Annotated in this window: 19 protein-coding genes; 2 read left to right on the top strand and 17 right to left on the bottom strand. The window is 48.6% G+C overall.

Annotation, left to right across the window (positions count from 1 at the left end):
- Positions 1-88: 88 nt before the first annotated feature.
- The 4 genes from M467_RS18710 to M467_RS18695 are packed head-to-tail and all read right to left on the bottom strand — an operon-like array spanning position 89 to position 3,259.
- A complete protein-coding gene (locus M467_RS18710; RefSeq protein ID WP_021065680.1) occupies positions 89-1,246 on the bottom strand; it encodes a bifunctional cystathionine gamma-lyase/homocysteine desulfhydrase in 1,158 nt (385 codons plus the stop codon).
- On the bottom strand, positions 1,212-2,150 hold the full coding sequence (locus M467_RS18705; protein ID WP_021065679.1) for a PLP-dependent cysteine synthase family protein: 939 nt from the start codon (positions 2,148-2,150) through the stop codon (positions 1,212-1,214). The genes M467_RS18710 and M467_RS18705 overlap by 35 nt, the downstream gene beginning before the upstream one ends.
- On the bottom strand, positions 2,151-2,618 hold the full coding sequence (locus M467_RS18700; protein ID WP_021065678.1) for an S-ribosylhomocysteine lyase: 468 nt from the start codon (positions 2,616-2,618) through the stop codon (positions 2,151-2,153).
- The gene (locus tag M467_RS18695; RefSeq protein ID WP_021065677.1) at positions 2,615-3,259 is read right to left on the bottom strand and encodes a class I SAM-dependent methyltransferase; all 645 of its coding nucleotides are present in this window, start codon (positions 3,257-3,259) and stop codon (positions 2,615-2,617) included. The genes M467_RS18700 and M467_RS18695 overlap by 4 nt, the downstream gene beginning before the upstream one ends.
- Before the next feature lie 339 nt (positions 3,260-3,598).
- Here M467_RS18695 and M467_RS18690 point away from each other — a divergent pair, with 339 nt between their 5' ends.
- Entirely contained in the window at positions 3,599-7,258 is a 3,660-nt protein-coding gene (locus M467_RS18690; RefSeq protein WP_031199854.1) for a S8 family serine peptidase, read from the top strand.
- 718 nt (positions 7,259-7,976) lie between these two features.
- Here the strand turns inward: M467_RS18690 and M467_RS31390 are convergent.
- The 8 genes from M467_RS31390 to hrcA form a co-directional block, all read right to left on the bottom strand.
- Complete coding sequence (locus tag M467_RS31390; protein ID WP_021065675.1) at positions 7,977-9,674, bottom strand: reverse transcriptase domain-containing protein; 1,698 nt, start codon at positions 9,672-9,674, stop codon at positions 7,977-7,979.
- Between the two features lie 238 nt (positions 9,675-9,912).
- Entirely contained in the window at positions 9,913-11,889 is a 1,977-nt protein-coding gene (locus M467_RS18685) for a DUF4435 domain-containing protein (RefSeq protein WP_021065674.1), read from the bottom strand.
- 936 nt (positions 11,890-12,825) lie between these two features.
- Positions 12,826-13,572 (bottom strand): 16S rRNA (uracil(1498)-N(3))-methyltransferase, encoded by a 747-nt coding sequence (locus tag M467_RS18680; protein WP_021065673.1) that lies wholly within the window; start codon positions 13,570-13,572, stop codon positions 12,826-12,828.
- Positions 13,573-13,575: 3 nt separating this feature from the next.
- A complete protein-coding gene (gene prmA, locus M467_RS18675; protein ID WP_021065672.1) occupies positions 13,576-14,514 on the bottom strand; it encodes a 50S ribosomal protein L11 methyltransferase in 939 nt (312 codons plus the stop codon).
- Positions 14,515-14,532: 18 nt separating this feature from the next.
- A complete protein-coding gene (gene dnaJ / locus M467_RS18670) occupies positions 14,533-15,642 on the bottom strand; it encodes a molecular chaperone DnaJ (protein ID WP_021065671.1) in 1,110 nt (369 codons plus the stop codon).
- A 109-nt stretch (positions 15,643-15,751) separates the two neighbouring features.
- Positions 15,752-17,575, bottom strand: a complete 1,824-nt coding sequence (dnaK, locus tag M467_RS18665; RefSeq protein ID WP_021065670.1) for a molecular chaperone DnaK — start codon at positions 17,573-17,575, stop codon at positions 15,752-15,754.
- Positions 17,576-17,604: 29 nt separating this feature from the next.
- The gene (gene grpE, locus M467_RS18660; protein ID WP_021065669.1) at positions 17,605-18,177 is read right to left on the bottom strand and encodes a nucleotide exchange factor GrpE; all 573 of its coding nucleotides are present in this window, start codon (positions 18,175-18,177) and stop codon (positions 17,605-17,607) included.
- A 17-nt stretch (positions 18,178-18,194) separates the two neighbouring features.
- Positions 18,195-19,217, bottom strand: a complete 1,023-nt coding sequence (gene hrcA, locus M467_RS18655) for a heat-inducible transcriptional repressor HrcA (protein ID WP_021065668.1) — start codon at positions 19,215-19,217, stop codon at positions 18,195-18,197.
- Between the two features lie 191 nt (positions 19,218-19,408).
- On the opposite strand from hrcA, the gene M467_RS18650 reads away from it, so the two are divergent.
- The gene (locus M467_RS18650; RefSeq protein ID WP_021065667.1) at positions 19,409-20,014 is read left to right on the top strand and encodes a DUF1054 domain-containing protein; all 606 of its coding nucleotides are present in this window, start codon (positions 19,409-19,411) and stop codon (positions 20,012-20,014) included.
- A gap of 39 nt (positions 20,015-20,053) precedes the next feature.
- Here M467_RS18650 and hemW read toward each other — a convergent pair whose 3' ends face one another.
- The 5 genes from hemW to lepA form a co-directional block, all read right to left on the bottom strand.
- Positions 20,054-21,223, bottom strand: a complete 1,170-nt coding sequence (hemW, locus tag M467_RS18645; RefSeq protein WP_031199852.1) for a radical SAM family heme chaperone HemW — start codon at positions 21,221-21,223, stop codon at positions 20,054-20,056.
- Between the two features lie 65 nt (positions 21,224-21,288).
- Positions 21,289-22,473 carry a DUF1015 domain-containing protein gene (locus M467_RS18640; RefSeq protein ID WP_021065665.1) on the bottom strand — a complete coding sequence of 395 codons (1,185 nt, stop codon included), beginning with the start codon at positions 22,471-22,473 and terminating at the stop codon, positions 21,289-21,291.
- A gap of 12 nt (positions 22,474-22,485) precedes the next feature.
- The gene (locus M467_RS18635) at positions 22,486-23,649 is read right to left on the bottom strand and encodes a 3-phosphoglycerate dehydrogenase family protein (RefSeq protein ID WP_021065664.1); all 1,164 of its coding nucleotides are present in this window, start codon (positions 23,647-23,649) and stop codon (positions 22,486-22,488) included.
- A complete protein-coding gene (serC, locus tag M467_RS18630; RefSeq protein ID WP_029595204.1) occupies positions 23,627-24,703 on the bottom strand; it encodes a 3-phosphoserine/phosphohydroxythreonine transaminase in 1,077 nt (358 codons plus the stop codon). Before serC ends, M467_RS18635 begins: the two co-directional genes overlap by 23 nt.
- A gap of 101 nt (positions 24,704-24,804) precedes the next feature.
- Positions 24,805-26,628 carry a translation elongation factor 4 gene (gene lepA / locus M467_RS18625; RefSeq protein ID WP_021065662.1) on the bottom strand — a complete coding sequence of 608 codons (1,824 nt, stop codon included), beginning with the start codon at positions 26,626-26,628 and terminating at the stop codon, positions 24,805-24,807.
- Positions 26,629-26,729 lie beyond the last annotated feature (101 nt).

The raw sequence follows: 26,729 nt of genomic DNA, 5'->3' as shown, positions 1-26,729 counted from the left end.
TGCGATTAGGACATTCAAGCGAATTCTTTCACCTTGCACACGACAAAAAGAGGCACGCTCGCGAGCGCACCTCGTATCGCTATGCAACTTAGTTCGGAATCGTCGCCACGGTCGCGAGCGCCTGCTCCAAATCTTCAATCAAATCTTGTACATCTTCAAGGCCGACCGAGATGCGGACGAGTCCGTCCGTAATCCCGAGTTCGAGACGGCGTTCCGCAGGGATTGACGCATGCGTCATCCGAGCTGGTACGCTAATCAAGCTCTCGACCGCGCCGAGACTTTCGGCGAGTGTGAAGTACTTCGTCTTCGCTACGACGAGTTCGGCCGCTTCGGCTGAACCGACATCGAAGGCGATCATTCCACCGAAACCACGTGCCTGCGACAAGTGGACCCGCTTCGCTTCTTCGCTGCCGACACTCGGATGCAAGACACGGCTGACGGCTTCATGCTTCGTCAAGTAGTCGACGAGCGCGAGCGCGTTCGCTTCAATCGCTTCCATGCGGACCGCGAGCGTCTTGATGCCGCGAACAACGAGGAAGCTGTCTTGTGGTCCAAGTACCGCGCCGACTGAGTTTTGCAAGAACGCCAAACGCTCCCCAAGCTCTTCCGTGCGGGCGACGACGAGACCGGCGACGACGTCGCTATGGCCGCCTAAATATTTTGTGGCACTATGAAGCACGTAGTCCGCCCCCAATTCGATCGGGTTTTGGAAGTACGGTGTCATGAACGTGTTGTCGACGACGAACAGGACGTCCGCCTCATCAGCGATGGCGCGGATGAGGCGCATGTCGGTCACGTTCAACAACGGGTTCGTCGGTGTCTCGACGTAAATCATTTTCGTGTTCGGCTGGAGCGCTTCACGGACCGCTTGCGTATCGGCCGTATCGACAAAAGTTGCCTCCAAGCCAAGTGATTGAAATACTCGATTGAATACACGGTACGTTCCCCCATATACGTCAGAACCGACGATGACGTGGTCCCCTGATTTCATTAACATTAAAATCGTCGAGATGGCTGCCATCCCAGAACCGAACGCAAATCCGCTGGCACCGCCCTCGATATCCGCGATGAGCGTTTCAAGTGCCGTCCGTGTCGGGTTGGCCGTCCGCGAATATTCATATCCTTCGCGGAGATTGCCGATGCCGTCTTGCTTATACGTGCTCGTCTGATAAATCGGTGGTGTGACGGCTCCCGTCAACGGGTCCGTTGTTTTACCGCCGTGAATGAGTGCTGTTTTTGTACGCATATTCTGCCTCCTTGACTATTCCTTGACTTAAATAACGTTCAACGCTGTCCGGTAAAATCGTCACGATGACGCCTTCTGTCATCTGAGCCGCTTCTTGTACGCATGCCGCGATGGCCGCTCCGGATGAACTTCCGACGAGCAAACCTTCTTGTTTGGCGAGGTGGGCGACATAATAGAACGCTTCTTCGTCCGTAATCGTGTAAATCCCGTCGACGAGCTCGCGCGGCAAGAACGCCGGCCACGCCTCGACGCCGATGCCTTCTGTCTTGTGCGGCCCTGGTGCTCCACCGTTCAAAATCGACCCTTCCGGCTCGACGACGATTGTCTTCGTCCCGTTCGGCCGCAACTTGCTCGCGACACCTGTAAACGTCCCCCCTGAGCCGGCCCCGGCGATGAACACATCGATGTTCGGCAGGTCGGCCTGAAGCTCGAGCGCGAGCGTGTCGACGTATGCGTCCGGATTATCCGGATTCGAGAACTGTTCCGGCACATAGGCGTCATGTTCGATGGCGAGCTCTTTCGCCCGCGCGATGGCCCCTTTCATCCCGAGCTCCGTCGGCGTGTTGACGACGGTCGCCCCGAGAAGCGCCATGAGCGCTTGCTTCTCTTGACTGAACTTCTCCGGAGTGACGGTCATCAACTTGATGCCGTGACGTTGACAGGCGAGTGCGAGCCCGATCCCGGTGTTCCCGGCCGTCGGTTCGACGACCGTTCCCCCGCGTGCGAGTTGTCCACGTTCAAGCGCCCGTTCAATCAATTGCAGACCGAGCCGATCCTTGACACTACCGCCCGGGTTCATCATCTCGAGCTTGCCGTACACTTTGACACCCGGAGGAACCGGTAACGTCCGCAATTCGAGAAGAGGCGTCTCCCCGATCAATTCATAGACGCTTTGGACAATCATTTACGCTTCGTCCTTGAAGATGATGTGCCACTCGTCACGCTTAGCAAGCATGTCGGCCGCGAGCTTCTTCGCACCCTCGAAATCGTGATGGTTCGCGCTGCCGCATTGAATCGGGTTTTGCGCTGGAAGTTCTGTCGCATTTGCTGCATCGCGGAGTGTCGCTTCAACGAGGTCGAGCATCGCTTCGTAATCCCCGTCGTTCAACATCGTCCAATAGAAGCCTGTCTGGCAACCCATCGGCGAGACGTCAATGATTTGATTCGAGTGGCTACGGCTGTTCTCGGCAATCAAGTGCTCGAGCGAATGGACGGCGCGCATCGGCATAAGCCCTTCGTTCGGTTGAATGAAGCGAATGTCATATTTATAAATCGTATCGGCCGTCCCTTTCTTCACTCCAGCTAAACGGACGTAAGGCGCTTGTACTTTTGTATGGTCTAAATTAAAGCTTTCGACTTTATAACTTTTCATGATTGAGTTCCTCCTGATTGTTTCGTGGCCACGACGAGCCAGACGAATTTATTTTTTTGCGTGAGCGTAACCGTATAGCCGTTTGCTTCGAGCATCGCTTGAATCGTCTGGGTATATGGATAAAACTCTCGATTCAAATCCTCGAGTAAATCGGTATAGCCGTTCGCTTCGGCCCAGTCCAAGATGTCCCGTTTCGCTGTTTGCGAGGCGAACATCGTATCGAGCAAGACGAAGCGCGGGGCGTCGAGGTGTTCGACGTAACTTCGAATCGCCGTCCGTTTCTCATCATCCGTCAAATGATGGAACGCATAGGATGACACGATTGTATCGACCTGTTGATCCGTCGGATAGTTGAGAAAGTCACCGTCGACGATATCGAGCTGTAACTTCTCGGCCGCGACGGCCCGCATTTCCGGAGACGGTTCGACCGAAATCAATTCGTGGCGCTCCAAGATTTTTGCACTCAAGTTCCCTGTCCCGCTTCCGAATTCCATGACCCGGCCTTCTAATTGGTCGACGATCTCGTTGAGCATCGTCTCGTACCCGGCGAACACTTCACGATACTGTTCGTCATGTCCGGTCACGGTCGCGTCATATTCTAACGCCCATTCCTTAAAAATGTCCATGAATTGTAATCCCATGTTATCACCCCATCATCTTTATTCCGACTATATCGATAAGTTTTATATGATTTATCTACTACAGACTGTATCAACTTTAGATTAAAATCTCAAGCGAATTGCCCATATTGTTTGAGAGAGATGAATTATTTATTGTTAATCCGATGAAAGAGTCAGGAAATGAGAAAAGACCTATCCACATTTTAACGTGGATAGGTCCAAAGTAATTGTCAGAATCTTTTAATTTGTTCAAATTCATTACCCTATCGTTTAAAAAATAGGAAGAATTTTGGTTTGAAATCCGCTATCATTTTCCACAAATGGATTTATTTTTTCAAAAAACGATTGGAGGATACTAAATTGCCACAACCGAAATTTTATTTGAACGTCTCCCTCGCGACTTGCCTCGCGTTGACGCCCGGCCTACTCGGCCTCGGCGCAGAACCTGTCCTAGCCAAGCCATCTGTCAAACAAAGCGTGAGCTCGACCGACAAACATGAGAAATTGCGCGTCGTCGTCGAACTTGTCGGTGCCCCAGCCATCGAACAAGCAAAGAAAAAGGGTAAAAAGTTTAACGAGTTGACGAAAACGGAGAAAGACGGCGCTCAAAAGCTCGTCAAAGCCGAACAAAAGAAAGCGAAAGCTGCCATCTCGAAAAAAGGCGTCAAGGCCGTGACGCTCGAAGAGTTCACGACCGTCTTCAACGGTTTCAGTACGATGCTCACAGCGACCGACGTCAAAAAGGTCGAGGCGTTGCCTGAAGTCGCAAGCGTCCACGTCGTCAACGAGTACGAACGTCCAGAAGTCAAACCGGACATGGTCACGAGTAATGGCATGGTCCAATCACAGCAGACGTGGGGCGATTACGGGTTCACGGGCGAAGGGACGATCGTCGCTGTCATCGATACAGGCGTTGACGCCGACCACCGTGACTTCCGTCTTACGGATGATTCAAAAGCCGAGTTGTCTCAAACAGAAGTCGAGACGGCCGTCAGCACGTTCGGCATGCCTGGAGCTTACATAAACGAGAAAGTCCCATACGCTTATAACTATTATGATGAGAACGATGATATCCGTGACGATTCACCTGGCGCCTCGATGCACGGGATGCACGTCTCGGGTACTGTCGCCGCCAACGGGGATGAAGCGGCCGGTGGCTTGAAAGGTGTCGCTCCTGAGGCACAAGTGCTCGGGCTCAAAGTATTCAGTAACGACCCGAACTATGCTTCGACATACGGCGATATCTACATCAAAGCCATCGATGACGCCATCAAACTCGGTGCGGACGTCATCAACATGAGTCTCGGCTCAACGGCCGGATTCGTCGATGCCGACTCACCGGAACAACAAGCCGTCCAACGTGCCGTCGATAACGGTGTCTTCATGTCGATCTCGGCTGGAAACTCGGCTTACTTCGGCAACGGTTACGACCTTCCGTACGCCGATAATCCGGACACGGGCGTCGTCGGTGCCCCGAGTGTCAGCTCGGCGTCGACATCCGTCGCTTCGCTCGAGAACGATCAAATTCAATTGGACGCGTTCTCAGTCAAGTCGGGTGACGCCACTGACAAAATCGGTTGGAAAAAACAAGACGGTCCTGCCTTCACGCAAGGCAATTACGACCTCGTTTACGTCGGCGACGGCCAACCGAGCCAATACGTCGGAAAAGACGTTAAAGGAAAAATCGTCCTCGCGGTTCGCGACGGCAGTTACTTCTATTCAAACATTCAACAGACAGCCGAAGCGAACGGCGCAGCTGGCGTCATTGTCCGTGGAGCTGTCGGTCACGGCGATTATGTGAGCATGGCATTGGCCAACCCGAAAATCCCGATGGCCTCGCTTAGCATCAAAGACGGGAACACGTTGCAACAACGTCTCCTCGCTGGTGAACAGATGACAATCGGCTTTGCCGGCGATCGCCTCAGTGTCACGAACGGCGCGGCTGGTCAGCTCTCGAACTTCACGTCGTGGGGCATGACGCCAAACCTCGACTTCAAGCCAGAGATTTCAGCACCGGGCGGACAGATCTTCTCGACGTTGAATGATAACCAGTACGGCTTGATGAGCGGTACATCGATGGCTGCCCCACACGTGGCCGGCGGAGCTGCCCTCGTCCTCGAACGCGTCGACCGCGACTTCAATTTGACAGGAACAGCACGCGTCACGATGGCGAAGAACTTGCTCATCAACACATCGAAAGCTGTCACGGATATCGGACCGCTCAACAAACAGTTACAACAAAACCTCCCTTACACGCCGCGTCGTGGTGGAGCTGGTCTCATGCAATTGCATGCTGCCGTCTCGACACCGGCAATCGCGTACGAGAAGAAGACGAAAGAAGCGAAAGTCGCGCTTAAGGAATTGAACCGCAGCAAGGCGACGTTCACGCTTGTCGTCGAGAACTTGTCGGACAAGGCCGTATCGTATAACGTGTCTTCGTCACTCCAGACCGATCTCGCTATCGAGCAGACGGCTGGACTCGTTCAGAACGCGATGGAAGCCCAAGCGCTCGAGAATGCAAAAGTGACGGTCAACGGGAAGAAAGTCAGTACGGTCAAAGTAAAACCGAACGCGAAAGTAGAACTCAAAGTCGCACTTGACGTCTCGAAAGCAAAAGTGCTCAATCCAAAAACACTCGACGGTCTCGTGCCGGCGAAAGACGTCTTCGAGAACGGTTACTTCGTTGATGGATTCGTCCGCTTGACGGACGTCAACGGTCCTGAGGGCAACCCGTCACTCGTCGTACCGTTCGTCGGTTTCGAAGGAGACTGGGGCAAGGCGCCAATCTTCGATGCCTCCATCTATGAAGACGGCTCGTTCTACGAAGTATCAGGTATGGTCGATCAAACAGGCAACTATCTCGGTTCGAACCTTGACGAATCGGTCTCTGCCGACGCAATCGCCTTCTCACCAGACAAAGATGGCTCAAAAGACGTTGCCGTACCGGTGTTCTCGTTGCTCCGTAACGCCAAGGACGTCAAATATCGCATCGTCGACGAGGCCGGCAATGTCGTCCGGACGTTGTTCCAAGACGAAGAGCTTCGCAAGAACTACTTTGACGGCGGTGCCAACACACCTTATTACTACTCGGCCGCTTACACATGGGATGGCCAGTTGAACGGCAAGCCAGCCCCGGCCGGCAAGTACTTCTATGAAATCGAAGGAAGTATCGATTACATGAAGAAACAAGCCCAGACGCTTCGCTTCCCAGTCAAAGTCGATTACACGGACCCGACGTTCACGACGAAATGGCAAGGTGAGAGCTTGGCGGTCCAAGCGAAAGATGAATTCTCTGGCATCCATTCGGTCGAATATTTCTTGAACGGAAAATCCGTCGCCAAGCAAGCTGATGGCAAGGCCTATACGTTCACAGGCGTCAGTGACGCCGATCAAGTCAGCGTTCGCGTCGTCGATCACGCCGGCAACAGCATGACGAAGACGGTCGCTTACTCGACAGACGCGGATAAGCCGGGCGTGTTCGTGAACGCCCCGCTCGCTTTGACGCCATACGCGACATCGGTCGTCCCGGTCGCTGGAACGATTCAAGACGCATCTGCGATTCAGTCGTTCCAAGTCGACGGTGTTGACGTTCCGCTCACATGGGACGATGCGAAGAAAGAACACATCTTCGACACGACGCGGACGTTCGCGGACGGTGTCCATAAGTTACGGTTCGTCGCCGAGGATGCGGCTGGAAACGTCGCCAACTTCCAACGTGCGATTTTCGTAGACACGACACCAGCCGTGATTGAACTCGGAAAACTACCGAAGAAGATCGGTAAAAAACAAACGTCGGTCGACGTCGCTGTGACAGTGAAAGACAACTTCGACGAAGTGAAACTCGTCGTCAACGGTGATTTGAAATTCAGCCAAGCGCTGAAAGCACCGTATGAGATGCGTTCATTCGCAAAAACACAGACGGTCACGCTTCCTGTGACATCAGGTGAGAACACGTTCACGTTCGAGGCGACCGACCTCGCCGGTAACGTGACAACGAAGACGATCACACTCGTCAAATAATAAATCCGGTAGGCTCTCGCGAACGCGGGAGCCTATTTTTAAATATTCAATTGCAGTATCTAAAACACATTTAATATTTATATAAACTTTTATAGTAGCAATAAAAAATCAATAGCTATGTTTATAAAGGAATTTTCATAATACTATGCGTATAGAGATTAGTTCTAATATAAAATGGATTTTTCTAGAGTTATACAATTTGCTTATTGCCATAACTAAGTCATTCACCTTGACAATTGGATTGAATTTTTAGGAAAAGTAAGACATCTCCTTACTAAACGAATTTAAAAATTAGATTTACCTAATTTCGTTTACGTTTTTATATTCTTTGATAAATCTGATTTTACTTCTGTATGCTTCTGCGAATTATTATTGACATTTTTTCCATATCAAAATCTGTTCGATTCTTAGAAAAGGTTTAATTATTACATAATCATCTGCAAAATTTCGCCCTTTTAAAATCTAATAATCTGTTTTTAATTTAATTATTTTGAACGAAATTTTATAGTTTTTATATAGAGCATTCAATCTTATTTTTTCATCATTATTGACAATTACTAAAGTCTACAAATATTAAAAATACCGCTTTATAAAACTCGGATTGTAACGCCCGAGTTTTATAAAGCGGTTTAGTTTAATTAAACAAATGTAAAAATTATTGTTATCAGATTGAAATGGAATTTTGACAACGCGATTAAGTCGAATATAGAATTTGTTTTTATTTAATTGAGTTAACATATAATTCTGAGTTACCACGAGAAAGTGTACCCACTAAATTGCCAACTTGATTAAATACAAATCCAAAAGAAATGGGTAGGTTCTCGTTTGAAATTGGTTTAAAAATAAATTTACTCTCACCAAATAAAATTCTTTTTGTCAAAATACCTTCAAAAATTTCAATGGTATTATTATGTAACCCAACTAATATTACATTTCCAATTTTTAAAGACTCGATTTCAGTATTAATTTCTTGTAAATTTTTAGTAAGCTCTTCAGGTCCTTCAAAATAGATTAAATCATTTTCCGCTACTCGATTAATTTTCAAATAGGATAATACATCAGTTGTATTTTTTCTATATAAGGGTATAGTATGAAAATCATAGTAGTGTGTCCCTTCAAAATCATCTCGGAATGTTGTCCAGTTCGCTTTTGTAGATATTATTCCCCTTTCATTGTTACTTACTGCTAGTGACTTAGAAAGAGAAATTTCTTTAGTATTGATTCCTTGATCTAAAGTATAGAAATACTGATCATTATTCCCAACTACCAATATTTTATTATCAATCACTTCTTCTAAAAGTAGAGGAATATTAATTTGAATATTATTTAATCCGGCAGTTTCACAAATTGTATTAAACCGCTTTGAAAATTTGTTAAAAATTCTATCTCTTCTACCTCTGACGGACCCAATAAATTCAATCATTCCCTTTAAAACTTTGAGATGGAAAATTTGATTTTGAAATTCGTTTTTTATTAATCGATGTTTTAAATTCGATTTTTTGGGTCTTCGTAAATTAAATTCTTTAATAGCTTGGTTTATATCTTCATTTTTTTCAAAAATGTAAAGATATACGCGCACCATTCTGATGTATGATTTGTTTATGTTAAGTTTTTTGTTGACTTTTATACCAGTAACGCTTTGATGATCATATTCAGATTGAACACGAAATTTTTTATAATTAATTTCAAATCCATTATTTTCAATAATATTAATCAGTTTATCAGACAGTTCGTAACTATTATTTGAATTTTTTACTATGCTATTCGGTATTTTCTTTCGATTTGTCGAAAACGTTAAGTCATCAGCATATCTAGTATATTGAACTTCTTTAATTTCTTTGCACAGTTTAAATAGTTGATCATCCATTGTTCTAGCTATTACATTTGAAATCAATGGAGAGATGGGAGACCCTTGAGGTAAAAAACCTTCGTGATGTGTAACAATGTTTGCTAAAGTATTTGCAATATTAGGAGAGCATCTAAAAACTTTAACAAACATATTTACAATCCGATTATATTTGATTGTTGGGAAAAAATCCTTCAAATCAATATTAATCACAAATTTCTTGTTAACGTGACGTTCAGCATTAGAAATAATACTTCTATCATTTACAAAACCGTGTGATGTAAAATGGGGAGAATATATTAGTTCAAGAACATACTTTAACTTCTGTTGTAAAATGAATAGATTATTATTTGGAATATAAACTTTTCTTTCTCCACCATCCTTTTTAGGGATTGATGCTTCTCTATAGTTATAAGGTTTATTTTTTACAAGGATAATCCATAGTGCATGACTAGACACTTCCAGAATTGATGCCACATCTTCAAACGTTGATAAGCTCCCAAAAGCATTAATTAACTCATCATCACTTTTTTTTAATTTTACAGTTAAATTACTAAATGGATTGTTCAAATTACTTCTCCACAGTTTAAATTATATACTAATGTAACCATTCTTAATTCTTCCATTCTAAAATCGAAACGCATTAAACAACTAACGAGAACAACTACCAACAAAAACAACATGGCAGCGAATAAAGTACACAATAAAAATTAGGTCAGCGATATCACCGACTAATGATCAATTATAAATGGTTACATTAGTATTCCACTATTTTACTTTATACCTCATGCTAAATCAATTGCCAAACCTATTTTAAATTTGCGATATCAGTGTAAAAACTTCCAAATATACTCTTTATTTGCTTAAGTTTATCTGGATTATTTTTTTGGATTAATATTTTCACTCTCGCTTCATAGTTCTCTACAATAAAACGTTGACCTAATGGTATTAAATTTCTTTTCAAATTATGAATTCTCATAAGCTCATCAAAATTATCTTGTTCAATCAATAGGATAATTTTGTTTGAATATTCCTCATAAATTTGGTCTATATTCTTATCTTTAAAGTAATCCTGAATTCCATTCTTTAAATCTTCAATTTTATCTGTTGATTTCGTAGTAAGAGAGTTAGAGGAAATGTATTCATTTAACTTATGTCTAGTATATTCTAGACTAAGTTCATTGTTGTGTTTTCTTAATAACTTATAAAACTCGGCCTTGAATTTTCCGAAAGCATCTGAGCCTTTAATCTCTTCGCTATCAGTTTCCTCAATCATGATTAATAGCATTTCTTTAGAGTAAAAAAAGTTTTCAATTTCATTAAAAGGAAGAACAAATATTAAATCTTTCTTATACTGTTCAACTTTACTTTCATCCATAAAATCTCCATCTATAATACCAACCACTTTAATATGTGATAAAAATTTATTTTTTTTTGATGCTCGAACATAAGATATTACTTCTTTGTGTCCCCCTACAGGTATGACGTGATACTCAGGAAATAGAGCAGAGTATACGTAGTAATCCAGACTTTTTCTTTCGACACCCTCACAAAAAATAATTTTTTTCCTACTACCTAACATTTCAATCAAATAACGTTCTGGAATAGATTGATCATCATTTATAATTTCAAACTGCCAATCAAAAGGAGGCTGATAACGTTCATTCCAAATAAGAGTTTTATTTGTTCTAGATGTTGCAAATTCTAGATTATGTGTAATATAAATAAATTTACAATCCTCTCTTTTGTTTTCAAGTATATTCCATAGTTTAATACAACTTGAAAGGTGTAAATGATTTTCAGGTTCATCAATCAGTATGTATCCACTTTTTTGTGCTAAAAGTGTATGCCCTATATAATAGAATACTGCTTTCTCACCGTCACTCAGCATATTGAATTCATATTTTTCCCCAGATTCAGATTCTACTATTAATTCGAAATCTAACACATGTATAATTTTTTTATCCAAACAAATTTTTTCCCAAATTTCAATAGTTTCATCAATCACTGAAATTGATTTTTTATTTTGTATATAATATTTATATACATTCTTTCTCTTTTCTTCAAATAGTGCTAAAAGTAAGTTAGTAAAATCATCTAATACTAAATTTTGATAATTATCATCTTTACTCAACTTTGATTTACTTTGAAATTCTCTAATTATTTGAGAGTAATCATTGGCTATTGAAATTTCTGAAGGTGGATTATAATAAAGCAATCTTTGTGCAGAAATGATTGACATTTCATCAGCTAATATCCCATTTAGTTCTCTTGCAAAATTACTTTTTCCCGAACCATTTCGACCAATGATCACAATATTGTTTTCAATTTTGTGAATTTTTGTATATAAAGAAATAGCAGAAATCCGATTAATTATCTCATTTATAAGCGGCACGAAATGATTAAGCACTTTAATGAATTCAATTTTTTCTATTTCTGAATATTTAACATCTTTACCTATTTCTTTCCCTTCACAAAAACTTGCCATATCTCTAATTTTTGTAAATGAGGCCCAATTTGTCGTCTCCAATTTATTGTGAATATAAGTTATGTATTCATCACTATCGACAGATGTTTTTTTAATTTCTTTTTCAATTTCGACCAACTTTGATTGCGAATCTGTAATTTTCACAACATAAAATTTATCAGGTATTTCCTGAAGATTTAAAGTGTTTGCTTCTTTTTTTTCTTTTATTAGCCAGTCGGTTATGATTTTAAAACTATTTGTAATTTCTAACATATTATCTACATATCTTAGTAACTCTTCACGAACTACATAAATCACTATTTTCCCTCCTTGAAATCTTATTAAAATCGCATTGGAAATAACATTTTTAGCGAACTTATGATTCTAAAAATTTTTATCGTAACTTAAAGTGTACGAAATTTAATTTCTTGTTTTCAATATTATTTTTACATCTCATTCTATTAGTATATCATCTATTTATTTTATCTATTTTTGTTTATTAGTAAGTTGTATTTAGTCGCCTTTTAATATTTTTACACTTAAAATCTCACGCCCGATTTATCCATGTTTTGGTTATTAACTTAGTATTTGGTGGCCGGTTGTGCAGAACCGATCTTTCAGAACGCCCCAGTCCTTTCTTGATCAGACTTAGAGTCATTTAATTAACGTGTATGCTAATGACAAGTATAGAATGTGGCATTTGATAGTACAAAAGATATCAGAGGTTATTAAATCTTGTGGCCGTAATCAACATAGTCGAAACAACTTGCATTACCATCTTCGTTGTTCTCGAAAATTTGGGGGGAAATGAATTATTCGTTAGTTAGTTTTAAATATATGAGAATTTATAAGAACCTTCATTGAATACATTCTAATTATATCCCCGATTAAATTGTTCTTCGAATTATCTTATATTACCGCAAGTTCACCCCCATCTCCAGTCGTATTCGATTATTTTACAATTCTTCCAACTTTTGAATCATTAAGATTTATTTCATTGTCTATTTTTTATCCCTAATCAAAGAAAAATTATGTAAGAACGGATAAAGGAGTCGACTCCAAAGCTACTTTTCTAGCCTCTAAGCAATCAGCAACATGGCTATACCTTTAAGATGCCCATACCTTTTTACCTCCAGAAAAGCGCAATTTGTTCCTGGTTAGTCAACTATAACAATGTACTAACTACAAACAAAGATACACCTCCTCACAATTATTAAAAAACGGCTCCCGCATACGCGAGAGCCGTTTGACGTATCAATTCAATTCGAGCGCATATGAGATAGCTGCGAGCGCATAGAGCGGCGCCGTCTCCGAACGCAAGATGCGTGGTCCGAACGCACAGGGCTTGGCCCCACGTACCGTCCAATCGTTCACTTCACTTTCGTCAAAGCCACCCTCGGGCCCGACGATGAGCAGTAGTTTCGCCCCAGGTTGAAGTGCTTGCAATACGGTCGCAAACATTGATTGCTCCCCTTGCTTCGCTTCTTCCTCATAGGCGATGACGACGGCATCGAATGCATCGATCCGGTCCGCCAGTTCTCGAGGTGTGATATGTTGACACATCGGAACGACGGCGCGGTACGACTGTTCGGCTGCTTCCTGCATGATTTTTTGGAGCCGTTCGACTTTTTTCGGTGCCTTTTTGGCGTCCCATTTGGCGACCGAGCGTTTCGACTCGAACACCCAAAAGTGATGCATGCCGAGCTCGGTCCCTTTTTGGGCGACGAGTTCGACTTTATCGCCTTTCGGGAGCGCATAAGCGAGCGTCACGTCGACGGGAAGTTCGGTCGTCGCTTGACGGCGTTCGAGCACACGGGCCGTGCCCGTCTTCTTCTCGAGCGTCACGACCTCGGCCTCATACTCGAGACCGGTACCGTCTAAGAGCACCATGCGATAACCGGGCGTCTCCCGGAGCACTGTCCCGATATGATGGACGACGTCGGCCGGTAACATGGCCGTGTCATTGACAAATGAGTCACGCGGTAAAAAGTAACGTTGCATGGCTTAGTCCTTCTTCGCGATGATGGCGACCCAGTCTTCCATGACCCGTGTCTCTTCAATCGCGAATCCGGACGCCTTGAGCGCTTCCGTCACTTCGGCGCGCTTCTGCCCGATGATGCCCGATGTGATGAAATAACCACCTGGCTTGACGCGTGCGTAAGCGTCATCGATGAACAGCATGATGACATCGGCCAAAATATTGGCGACGACGAGGTCATACTCGCCCGTCATCCCTTTCAACAAGTCACCCGTCTTCACGTCGATGATGTGGCCGACACCGTTCGTCTCGACGTTTTGGCGCGCCGACTCGACGGCGACCGCATCCAAATCAAGCGCCTCGACCCGTTCGGCCCCGAGCTTGGCAGCGGCGATGGCGAGGACGCCTGATCCCGTGCCGACGTCAATCAATCGGTCACCCGGTCGGATATAGTTCTCGATCGCTTGAATGCAGAGCATCGTCGTCGGATGCGTCCCCGTCCCGAACGCCATGCCCGGATCGAGCAAGATGACGTTCTCTTCCGGTTGCGGCTCGTAATCTTCCCAAAGCGGGACGATCGTCAAATGTTGTGAGATTTTGACGGGCTTGTAGTATTGCTTCCACGAATGGGCCCAGTCTTCTTCGTCCATCTCGACGACCGTAACGTCACCTGTGCCGATGTCGAGAACGTGGCGCAAGCCGTCCACTTCTTTTTTGAACGCGGCGAACGTGTCTTGAAAATCACCCGAGGCCGGGACGTATGCTTTCACATAGACGCCGGAAGTAGGATACGATTCGCGGCCCGACACGTCCCAAATCTCGCCGAAATGGTCTTCGGCCATCATCTGGTCGTAATCTTCGACGTCCTCGATGACGACCCCTTGTGCCCCCACTTCATGTAGTAAATTCGATACGGCTTCGACTGCCTGCTGTGTCGTGTGGACACAAATTTCAGACCATTTCATTGTTTGAACACGCTCCTTTTACTGGCTAAAAAACTTCTTCATCTTTTGGAACAGGCCGTGTTGTTCTTCGACGCCTGCTTCCCCGCTAATCTCTTCGAATTCACGGAGCAATTCTTTTTGACGGTCGGTCATATTCGTCGGCGTCATGATGACGATATTGACGTACTGGTCGCCGTTGCCGCCACCGCGGACGCTCGGCATCCCTTTGCCGCGCAACCGGAATCGCGAACCGGTCTGCGTACCAGCAGGGACTTTCAAACTCACTTTACCGTGAACGGTCGGAACTTCGAGTTCCGCACCGAGTGCGGCCTGGGCGAACGTGACCGGCATCTCCATCGTGATATGTTGGTCGACCCGTTCAAAGATTTCATGCGCCCGGACGCGAACGACGATATACAAGTCGCCGGCTGGACCGCCGTTAAAGCCAGGACCACCTTTGCCTGATAGACGGATCTGTTGACCGTTGTCAATCCCGGCTGGAATCTTGACTTCGACTTGCTTCTGTTTCTTCACATGGCCAGCGCCGTGACACGTCTCACATTTTTCTTTAATCGTCTTCCCGCTACCGTGACATTGGCTACACGTCCGCTGATTGACCATCCGTCCGAGAATCGTGTTCTGTTCGACCGTCTCGACACCGCTGCCTCCACACCGGCTACACGTATCCGGTTTCGTTCCCGGCTTGGCGCCGCTGCCCATACACGTGTCGCATTCGACTTCGATTTCAAGATCGATGATTTCCGTCTTGCCGGTCACGCTTTCCATGAAATCGAGATCGACGACGTATTGATAGTCTTCCCCGCGTCGCGGGGCGTTCGGGTCTTGACGACGTCCACCACCGCCACCGAAGAACATGTCGAAGATGTCGCCGAAGCCGCCTTGGAAGTCGCCACCGCCGCCGAATTGACTGGCCCCTTCAAAACCGAAGCGGTCGTATTGGGCCCGTTTCTGCTCGTCTGACAATACTTCGTACGCTTCACCGAGCTCTTTGAACTTGTCGGCCGCATCCGGCTCTTGGTTGATGTCAGGGTGATATTGGCGTGCCAGCTTGCGATAGGCACGCTTGATGTCTTGCGCCGAGGCCGATTTATCTAGGCCAAGCACTTCATAATAATCTCGTTTCGCCACGTTACTCTCTCCTCTACACTGTCTAAACTAAAATTCTATCGAATCTACCTTAACATGGAAAGAGCCAAAGCAGAAACCTGCTTTGGCGCTCTCCTCTCTATCGGTTGCCTTATTTGCGATCGTCGAGATCTTCAAACTCAGCGTCGACGACGTTGTCGTCTTTCGCTTCCGTCTGCGTCTCGGCACTTTCAGCATCTTGCTGTTCAGCCATGTTCGCGTATACTTTTTGCGTCAACTCTTGCACGACGTTCGACAATTCGTCTTTCGCCGTACGGATGGCTTCGAGGTCTGTGCCTTCGAGTGCCGTTTTCGCTTTTTCTTTCGCAGCTTCAGCGCGCTCTTTGTCCGTAGCGTCAACTTTGTCGCCGAGATCTTTGATTGCCTTGTCCGTTGCGAAGACGAGTTGATCCGTCTCGTTGCGAAGTTCAGCTTCTTCTTTACGCTGCTTGTCAGCTTCCGCGTTCGCTTCCGCTTCTTTCACCATGCGCTCGATTTCAGCCTCGTCGATACCTGAAGACGATTGAATCGTGATCGACTGTTCTTTGTTCGTACCGAGGTCTTTCGCCGATACGTGAACGATTCCGTTCGCATCGATGTCGAATTTGACTTCGATTTGTGGCACACCACGTGGTGCCGGCGGAATGTCCGTCAACTGGAAGCGGCCGAGTGTCTTGTTGTCTGGTGCCATCGGACGTTCCCCTTGGAGGACGTGGATGTCTACCGCTGGCTGGCTGTCAGCCGCCGTCGAGAAGACTTGTGATTTTGAAGTCGGGATCGTCGTGTTGCGATCGATCAACTTCGTCATCACGCCACCCATCGTTTCGATACCGAGCGAGAGCGGAGTCACGTCGAGAAGGACGACGTCTTTGACGTCACCGGCAAGGACGCCACCTTGGATGGCGGCACCGAGGGCGACGACTTCATCCGGGTTCACGCCTTTGAACGGCTCTTTCTTCGTGAAGTCGTGAATCGCTTTTTGAACCGCTGGGATACGTGTCGAACCACCGACGAGGATGATTTTGTCGAGGTCAGATGGTGTAAGACCTGAGTCTTTCAATGCGCGGCGTGTCGGCTCCATCGTGCGCTCGACGAGGTCGGCTGTCAACTCTTCGAATTTCGCACGTGTGAGTGTCGTTTCAAGGTGAAGCGGACCAGCTGCTCCGGCCGTGATGAACGGAAGGCTGATGTGTGCGCTCGTTACACCTGAAAGGTCTTTTTTCGCTTTCTCGGCTGCATCTTTCAAACGTTGGAGCGCCATCTTGTCTTGTGCGAGGTCGATGCCGTTCTCTTTTTTGAATTCAGACACGAGATAGTCGATGACTTTTTGGTCAAAGTCGTCACCACCGAGACGGTTGTCCCCTGCTGTTGCGACAACTTCGAAGACGCCGTCGCCAAGTTCGAGAATCGAGACGTCGAACGTACCGCCACCGAGGTCATAAATCAAGATCGTGTGGTCTTCACCTTTATCGAGACCGTAAGCGAGTGCAGCTGCCGTCGGCTCGTTGATGATTCGTTTGACGTCGAGACCAGCGATTTTCCCTGCATCTTTCGTCGCTTGACGCTCCGCATCATTGAAGTAGGCAGGTACAGTGATGACTGCTTCTGTTACCGTTTCACCGAGGTAGTCTTCTGCATCTTTTTTCAATTTTTGCAAAATGATTGCCGAGATTTCTTGCGGTGTGAATTTTTTACCGTCGACTTCGACCGTATGCGACGTTCCCATGTGACGCTTAATCGATTGAATCGTGTTCGGGTTCGTGATGGCCTGACGTTTCGCCACTTCTCCGACTTGACGCTCTTCGCCTTTGAATGCGACGACAGATGGTGTCGTACGGTTTCCTTCCGCGTTTGAGATGACGACTGCTTCGCCACCCTCCATGACTGCCACACATGAGTTCGTTGTACCTAAGTCAATTCCGATAATTTTACCCATTGTCTATTCCTCCATCTAATTAAGTAATGTTATTCTGAGACTTTTACCATGCTCGGACGAATGACGCGTCCGTGCATCGTGTATCCTTTTTGAAGCTCCATCGTCACGATGCCCGATTCGAACTCATCGCTCGGCTCTTGCATGACCGCTTGATGATAGTTCGGGTCGAACGGTTGACCGACCGCTTCAATCACTTCGACGTTCTCACCGTTCAACACGTCCAGCAACTGACGATGAATCATGTCGACGCCCGCTTGAATCTGCTTGGCGTCATCCGAAGTCGCCTCAACTTGGAGCGCGCGCTCGAAGTTGTCGATGAGCGGAATCAACTTCTCGATGACCGACTGTGATGCGAACTTCACGCGTTTCGCGTTCTCTTCGTTCGTCCGACGACGGAAGTTATCAAAGTCCGCTCGGATGCGGAGCTCGCTCGCTTTGAGTGCGTCGATCTCTTTTTGTAAATCCGTCCCTTCAGAAGTTTCTTCCACAAACTCAACATTTGAAACCTCTTCTGCTTCGACAGTTTCTGTCTGTTTCGGATCAAAATCTTTTTCTTCGAGCACTTCTTCTGGTTCAGGCCCGTTTTGTTTGTCAGTTGTCATAATGAGGCTCCTTTCCATCACTCTTCTAATTTCGTTCGCCTTAACGCCTCAATGATTTGCCCCATCATTTGGACACCGTGTCGATAGTCCATCCGGGTCGGTCCAATCATGGCGATTGTCCCGAACGTCTTTCCGTCGAGTGTATAATCGGACGTGATGACGCTACAATTTTGAAGCGCGACGATGCCATTCTCGCTACCAATGCTCACATAAATCTCGCGGTTTGGCAACGATTCGAGCCAGTCGGTCAACCGTTCCTGTTCATCAATCCATTCGAGGAACGGACGCAACGTGTCGAGCGTCTGAAACTCAGGTTGGTTGAAGATGTTCTTCTTCCCCCCTAGATATAGCGAAGCAGGATGTTGGACTTCGACGGTCGATTGAATGAGTTGCATCATGAACTCAAATTGTTCCTGGTGCGCGAGTCGAAGTTTGGCCACTTCTTCCCCGATTCGGAACTTCAGCTGACCGAGTGGAGTCCCTTTGAGACGATCGTTCAAGAAACGAATCGTCTGTTCGACCAAGTCAGGCGCCATCGGGGAGTCGAAAACGACCGTCCGATGTTCGACGTGGCCTTGATCGGTCACGATCAAGACGACGCCGCGCCGTTCGTCGAGCGGCATCAAATCGATTCGGGCCAGACGATTCATCTGGCTGTTCGGACCGAGTGCCACCGTCGTATAGTTGGTCAAATCAGAGAGCAGGTCAGCGGCTTGACGGATGAGCACTTCCGACTCTTGGGCCGAAGCGCGCAGTCGTTCACCGAGACGATACGTCTCACGCTCGTCGATGATTTTCGTCTCGACGAGATGGTCGACATAATACCGATAGCCGACCTCGGACGGGATGCGTCCGGCCGACGTATGCGGCTTTTCAATCAAACCCATGTCTTCTAAATCGGCCATGTCGTTCCGAATCGTCGCCGAACTGAATGATAAGTCATCCCGCTTCGATAACGTCCGCGACCCGACCGGTTGGGCCGTCTGAATATAATCATCGATGATGGCTCGTAAAATGAGCAATTGTCTCTCTGTCAGCACAACGTCACTCCTCTCTGAAGGATTGGCCTCGCTTTATTAGCACTCATATTTACTGAGTGCTAATCACACTTCAAATATTATCATGTTCTCCTTATTTGTCAATTCATTTGGCTCATTTTTTCCAGTCCGTTCGAGCGTCCGATGATGCATGTCGCCCCAACATTCTGTATGATACGACATGAGGTGATTAGATGTTTACAACACAACAATTCGATGTATTCACGCAGGACGGACTCGACGCCCGGATGGCCGGGATCCGCTCCGAGATTCAACCGCTGTTCCACCGGATTTATGACGAGGTCGGGCCCCAGCTCGAAGCCGACGTCGGCATCCCACTCTATTTACATGTCGCCAAACATGCGCGCCGGACGGTCAATCCGCCGAAAGACACATGGATGGCCATCTGCCATGACAAACGCGGCTATAAGAAACATCCCCATTTCCAGGTCGGCTTATTCGACGACCGCGTCTTCGTCTGGCTCGCCTTCATCTATGAGATGCCGAACAAGGAAGCGATCGGCCGCCGGCTCATGGCGCTCGACTTCAAATCAGAGTTCCCCGACTTCCATATCGCCGGGGACCATATGAAGAAAGATGCATTCTTAATCGAGGACATGTCGTCCGAATCGATTGAGACGATGACGGAACGCTTCGCGACCGTGAAGAAAGCCGACTTCTTGATCGGCCGTCAACTCCCGGCTGACGCGTCCATCCTCCAAAACGAAGCTGCCTTCCTGGCGCTCGTCGAGGATACGTTCAGCCGGCTCATGCCGATTTACCGCGATTTAGTCCTATAAGCAGTCAAGGGCGGACCCGAGATGGGTCCGCCCTTGTTTTTATGAGTGGGAAGCCTGGCCGTGCGTGTCGTTCACGCGTGCCTCGCCGATGAAGGCTGCGAACGCCTCATTGGCGAGCGGGAGTCCTGATTCGGTCAAGCGGACGTGCGTGTCCGTCGTCTCGATCAACCGCTTCGCCTCAAGCTCCGTCAAGACGTGCCCGAACACCGAACGCATCGATACACCGTACTTCGACTCGAACGTCGCAAACGACACGCCTTGGCGCATCCGGAGTCCGAGGAACAGTTCCTCCTCCATCTTCTCGACCGTCTCGAGCGTCGTCGTATTGCGCACCGGCAAGCCTTCCGCCTTAATATAATGCGGAATCGGGGCGATGTTTGCCCGGCGTTCCCCGTTCAAATAACTGTGCGCCCCGGCGCCGAAGCCGTAATACTCTTCATTGCGCCAGTACACTTGGTTGTGACGGCTCTCGCGCCCTTCGAGGCTATAGTTCGAAATCTCGTACTGCTTCAACCCACGCCGTTCGAGCGTCTCCATCACTTTCAAATACATCGCGACTTCGATGTCCTCACCCGGCAGGCGCAGCTTTCCTTTTCGTTCTTGAATCGCGAACACGGTGTGCGGCTCGAGAATCAACGAATAGGAAGACACGTGTTGAATCGGGAGCTCGAACGCCAAGTCGAGGTCGCGCTCAATCTGCTCGAGCGTCTGTTCCGGCAACCCGAACATCAAGTCAATCGAGATGTTATCGAATCGCTTCGCAGCTTCCGTCACGGTCGCAAACACGTCATCGGCCCGGTGCGTCCGTCCGATGCGCTCGAGTCCGCCGTCGTCGAACGTTTGGACGCCGAAACTGACGCGGTTGACTCCTCCTTGCTTCATCGTGTCGAGTTTCTCCGCACTGACGAAGTTCGGGTTCGCCTCGACCGAATACTCCAAATTCGGAGACGCGAGCGGGAGCAGATGACGTGCGACCATGTCCATGAGTCGTTTCATCTGCGCCTCATTGAGCGCCGTCGGTGTCCCACCGCCGATAAAGATCGTCTCGATCGTATCGGTCGGATATTGTTCGAGCGATAGGATGATTTCCCGTTCAAGTGCATCTAAATAGTCATCAACCGGTTGGTTCTTTAAGAACACCTTGTTGAAATCACAGTAATAACAAATATGTTCACAAAATGGAATGTGAAGATATACGGCTTTAGCCATGGCGGCCACCCCTTTCTTCTCTTCCATTTATAACGCTTTTCACGCCGGGACGCCACTCTGCACGTTCAATCGAACCGATGAATGAACAGACCGCTCTTCAGTTTCGGTTCGAACCACGTCGATTTTGGCGGCATTTGACCGTTCTCGTCGGCGACGCGCATCAGCTCTTCCATCGCCGTGGCATGACACGTCAATACGACGACGTCATCACGTTCAGCCAAGTCGGCGAGACGTTTCGGTGCGTCCTTGCCGCCGATGAAATCGATTCGGTGATCGGTGCGAACGTCCGTGACGTGAAAATACGGTTCGAGCACATCCCGTTGCAGCGTCGCGACGTCGAGCGACGTCGTCGTCTGCAGTTTTTTGAGCATGAAATGCTCGCCCCGGTAAGACAAACCGAACGTGCCCCGCTCGTTCGGGACATACAAAGCAGGGACCGACTCGAGGTCATACGATAAATCCAGACTTTCGAGCAGCACCATCACTTCTTCTGTGTCCACTTGATTCAGGATCCGGTGATATGGCAAAATCGTCAGCTCATCGCTCGGGAACAAGACGCCGAGGAAGTGGTCCCGCTCTTGTTTCGATTCCCCTTCATGAATCGGGCTCCGTGCGACGACGGCTGCGGCTTTGGCCCGGTGATGCCCATCGGCGATATAGATGGCCGAAATGCTGGCCCCGATCATGATGACGCGTGCTTGATGCTTGGATGGCACGGCATAGCCTTCATGGATGACACCTTCACTGTCCGTGAAGGCGAACAACGCCTCTCCTGTCGTCGCGTCGTCCAAGATGCGACGCAACCCTTCGTCCGGCGCGTGGCTCATCAAAATCGGGCCAGTGTGCGCTTTCGTCGCCGATACGTGCTCGACGCGTTCGCGTTCTTTCGCGGCACGGGTGTGCTCATGAATCTTGATGCGACCGGCCTCATAATCGGTCACCGAGAATGTGGCGACGAGCCCTGTCTGGACACGCCCTTGATCAGTGAGCCGGTAAACATAAAATCCGTGGGTCCGTTCGGTCAACTCGCTCTCGTAAAGCCGTTCGAGCTCATGACGGGCTCGTTGTCCCCACGCCTCGAGCGGCATGTCCGCCGTGAACACTTCTGGTTTATCGACCGCAAGGAACGAGTCGGGACGCAGTTTGACGTCTACACGTGCTTGTTCGACGCTGACGATATCGTACGGGTCGGCTGCGACGTTCTCGGGATGGGTTGGCATGTATGGGGCAAACGGTTTGAATACGACCATAATTATTCCTCCTTAAAATTCGCGGACGCGCATGACGCCCTCGATGTCGTACAGGGCGTGCACAGATAGCGTCTCATGTTTATGGTTGTCGATGTCGATCAACGTATAGGCCACGTCGTTGCGGCTCCGGTTGACCATGTTGTCGATATTGATTCCGTTCTCGGCGAGCCGGCTGGCGATTTGACCGACCATGTTCGGGACGTTCAAATGGAGCACGGCCAAACGCCGCTTGCCGACGTAAGGAAGTTCCGTGTTCGGGAAATTGGCCGAGTTTCGGATACTACCGGTCTCGAGATACAGTTTGAGCGTATCGACGGCTTGGATTGCACAGTTCACCTCAGACTCGTGGGTCGAGGCGCCGAGGTGCGGGAACGCGACGACTTGCGGATGTCCGAGCAGCACTTGTTTCGGGAAGTCGGTGATGTATGTCGCCACGTTGTCATCGAGCGCTTCTAACAAATCGGCGTCATTCACGAGTTCACCCCGGGCGAAATTCAAAACGGTAGCGCCCGGTTTCATCTGCTTGAACCATGTCGCATCAATCATGTGGCGCGTGTCATCCGTGAGCGGCATATGAATCGTCAGGATGTCGACGTCGGCGAGCAACTCGCTCAACTGCTTCGCCCGTTTTACTTGTTGTGAGATATTCCAGGCCCCGTCGACCGATAAGTGCGGGTCGTACCCGATGACGTCGATGCCGAGATGGAGCAAATCGTTCGCGAGCGACGCCCCGATTGCACCGAGACCGACGATGCCGACGCGCTTGCCTCGCAGTTCGGACCCGACGAAACGCCGTTTCTGTTGTTCCATCGCTTCTTCGAGCGATGTCTGATCGGCAAACGTATGATTGTTGACCCAGTTCGCCCCTTCCAAAATCGGACGGACCGATAACAGCATGCTGGCGAGCACGAGTTCTTTGACCGCGTTCGCATTCGCGCCCGGCGTATGGAACACGACGACCCCTTGACGGGCGAGCCGGTCGAGCGGGATATTGTTCACGCCGGCACCGGCCCGGGCGATGGCGAGCAAGTAAGGCGGGATGTCCGCCTGATGGACGTCATGGCTCCGAATGACCCAGGCGTCCGCTTGTTCGGCGTCATTGACGGCATACTCGCTCGGCTCGAAACGCCGTAACCCGTCTTCTGCGATTTGATTATACGTTTTTATATGAAACATCTTGTCCCTCCTGTTCAAACTCATGCATCACATCGATGAGACGCTTCACGCCTTCGAGCGGCATCGCGTTGTATAGACTGGCTCGCAGGCCGCCGACCGAACGGTGACCCCCGAGCTCGATTAATCCGCGTGCCTCGGCGAATCGTTGAAACGCCCGGTCCGTCTCGGCATCCCCGGTCGTGAACGGGATGTTCGTCAGCGACCGCTGCTTGCCCGAGACGACGGCATGAAACAAAGGCGATGCATCCAAGGCGTCGTAAAATAGACCACTCTTCTCGACGTTGCGACGTTCCATCGCCTCGACCCCGCCTTCTCCCTCGACCCAGGCGAGCACGCGCTCGGCGACGTATAGACTGAACGTCGATGGCGTGTTGAGCAGCGTATCAACGTGCTTGCTGTACGCGAGGTATGACGGCAAGTCACGGTCGACAATCAAATCGCGACGGATGATGACGAGCGTCAATCCGGCCGGCCCGATATTTTTTTGGGCACCGGCATATAATAGCCCATAGCGCTTGACGTCAATCGCTTCCGCCAAGATGTTCGACGAGACGTCGGCGACGATCGGGACTCCCGTGTCCGGCAGTTTCGTATAGCGCGTCCCTTCAATCGTGTTGTTCAACGTCACATGAAGATAGTCGACGTCTGAAATCGTCTCCGGCCATGCGGGAAGGTCTCGATACTTGACCGCTGCCGAACTGCCGGCGACGACGACGTCACCGTAGTGTTTCGCATCAGCAATCGCCTTTTTCGACCAAATCCCGCTGTCGAGATAGGCGAAGCGCCCCGACTCGCGCAGGTTCATCGGCACCATCGAGAATTGTAGGGTGGCACCGCCTTGTAGAAACAGGACTGCATAGTCGTCAGGAATCTGCATCAACCGCCGCAGTCTCGCCTCGAGCTGCTCGACGATTGTGGCGAACGTGTCGGAACGGTGACTCATCTCGACGATGGACACCCCTTGTTTATAGGAAAGAAACTCGGCTTGCACTTCACGTAAGACCGGTTCCGGCAAGACGCCCGGCCCGGCTGAAAAATTATAGATCACCGCCACTCCTCCTCTATTTCTCTGTAAGTACGTACTATTCCGTGCCCGACGTGCCGAATCCTGCCAAATGACAAAAATCGCCCTTATCCGGAGATAAGGGCGAACGATTATTCTTCGTCCATCGACAAGACGGACATGAATGCTTCTTGTGGCACTTCGACGGAACCAACCATCTTCATGCGCTTTTTACCTTCTTTTTGCTTCTCGAGCAATTTACGTTTCCGCGAGATGTCACCACCGTAACATTTGGCGAGAACGTTCTTACGGAGTGCCTTGATTGTCGAGCGGGCCACAATCTTCGTTCCGACTGCTGCTTGAATCGGCACTTCGAACTGCATCCGCGGGATGAGTGCTTTCAGCTTCTCGACGATGACCTTCCCACGTTCGTAGGCGAAATCACGGTGCACGATGAAGCTCAAGGCATCGACGAGCTCGTTGTTGAGGAGGATATCCATCTTGACGAGTCGCGACGGACGATAGCCGATCAAGTCGTAATCGAGCGACGCATAGCCTTTCGTGCTCGACTTCAACTGGTCGAAGAAGTCGTAGACGATCTCACTGAGCGGGATGTCGTACGTGATTTTGACGCGGGTCGTGTCGATATACTGCATATCGATGAAGCTACCGCGTTTCTTCTGACAGAGCTCCATGATGGCACCGACATAATCGTTCGGTGTCATGATGGCCGCTTTGACGTATGGCTCTTCAATCAATTCAACTTTTTGCTGTTCTGGCATCTTCGACGGGTTGTCGACGTGGATGACGTCTCCGGCTGTCGTCGTGACGTGATAGATAACCGACGGTGCCGTCGTAATCAAATCAATGCCGAATTCGCGCTCGATTCGCTCTTGAATGATTTCCATGTGGAGCATGCCGAGGAATCCGCTCCGGAATCCGAATCCGAGTGCCTGTGACGTCTCCGGCTCGAACTCGAGCGCCGCGTCCGACAACTGAAGCCGTTCAAGCGCTTCACGCAAATCGTTGTACTTCGCCGCGTCAATCGGATAGAGACCGCAGTATACCATCGGGTTCATCTTCCGGTAACCCGGGAGTTGTTCCGTCGAAGGGTTTTTGGCGAGTGTGATCGTATCACCGACACGAACGTCGCCGACCGTTTTAATCGACGCCGAGAGCGTCCCAACGTCGCCGACATTCAATTCTTTCACCGATAACGGTTTCGGTGTCGAGACGCCGAGATCCGTGACTTCAAACGATTTGCCCGTCGACATCATTTGTACCTTGTCTCCGACTTTGACCGAACCGTTGACGATTCGAATCGAAGCGACGACGCCGCGATAAGCGTCATAATACGAGTCGAAAATCAACGCCTGAAGTGGCGCTGACGGATCTCCCGTCGGTGCTGGGACGAGTTCGACGATCTGTTCGAGAATCTCTTCAATCCCGATTCCCGCTTTGGCCGAAGCCGGTACGGCATCACTCGCATCCAAACCGATGACGTCCTCAATCTCTTGACGGACGCGTTCGACGTCCGCAGACGGCAAGTCGATCTTGTTGATGACCGGGATGATTTCAAGGTCGTTATCAAGCGCGAGATAAACGTTCGCGAGCGTCTGGGCCTCGATGCCTTGCGCCGCATCGACGACGAGGACAGCCCCTTCACATGCTGCGAGTGAACGTGACACTTCATACGTGAAGTCGACGTGTCCCGGTGTATCGATCAAGTGAAGGATGTACTCTTCTCCGTCTTTTGCGGTATAGTTCAATTTAACGGCGTTCAACTTGATTGTAATCCCACGTTCCCGTTCGAGATCCATCGCATCGAGCGTCTGTTCTTTCATTTCACGCGCCGTGAGCGCACCAGTTCTCTCGAGAATCCGGTCAGCGAGCGTCGACTTCCCATGATCGATGTGAGCGATGATGGAAAAGTTCCGAATCTTCTTCTGACGATTCTCTAATTCTTGTTTGTTCATATATGGGTTCACCTATCCTTCTCATGCATACCGTGTCATTATATCAAAATCCTAAGTTAATGTGTACGACCTACTTCAACAATACCACATATAGTTTTCAG

The sequence above is a fragment of the Exiguobacterium chiriqhucha RW-2 genome (assembly GCF_000416965.1).
Lineage (GTDB): Bacteria > Bacillota > Bacilli > Exiguobacteriales > Exiguobacteriaceae > Exiguobacterium > Exiguobacterium chiriqhucha.
The sequence above is the reverse complement of the archived record's forward strand: the minus strand, read 5'-3'. Positions and strand labels throughout refer to the sequence as shown.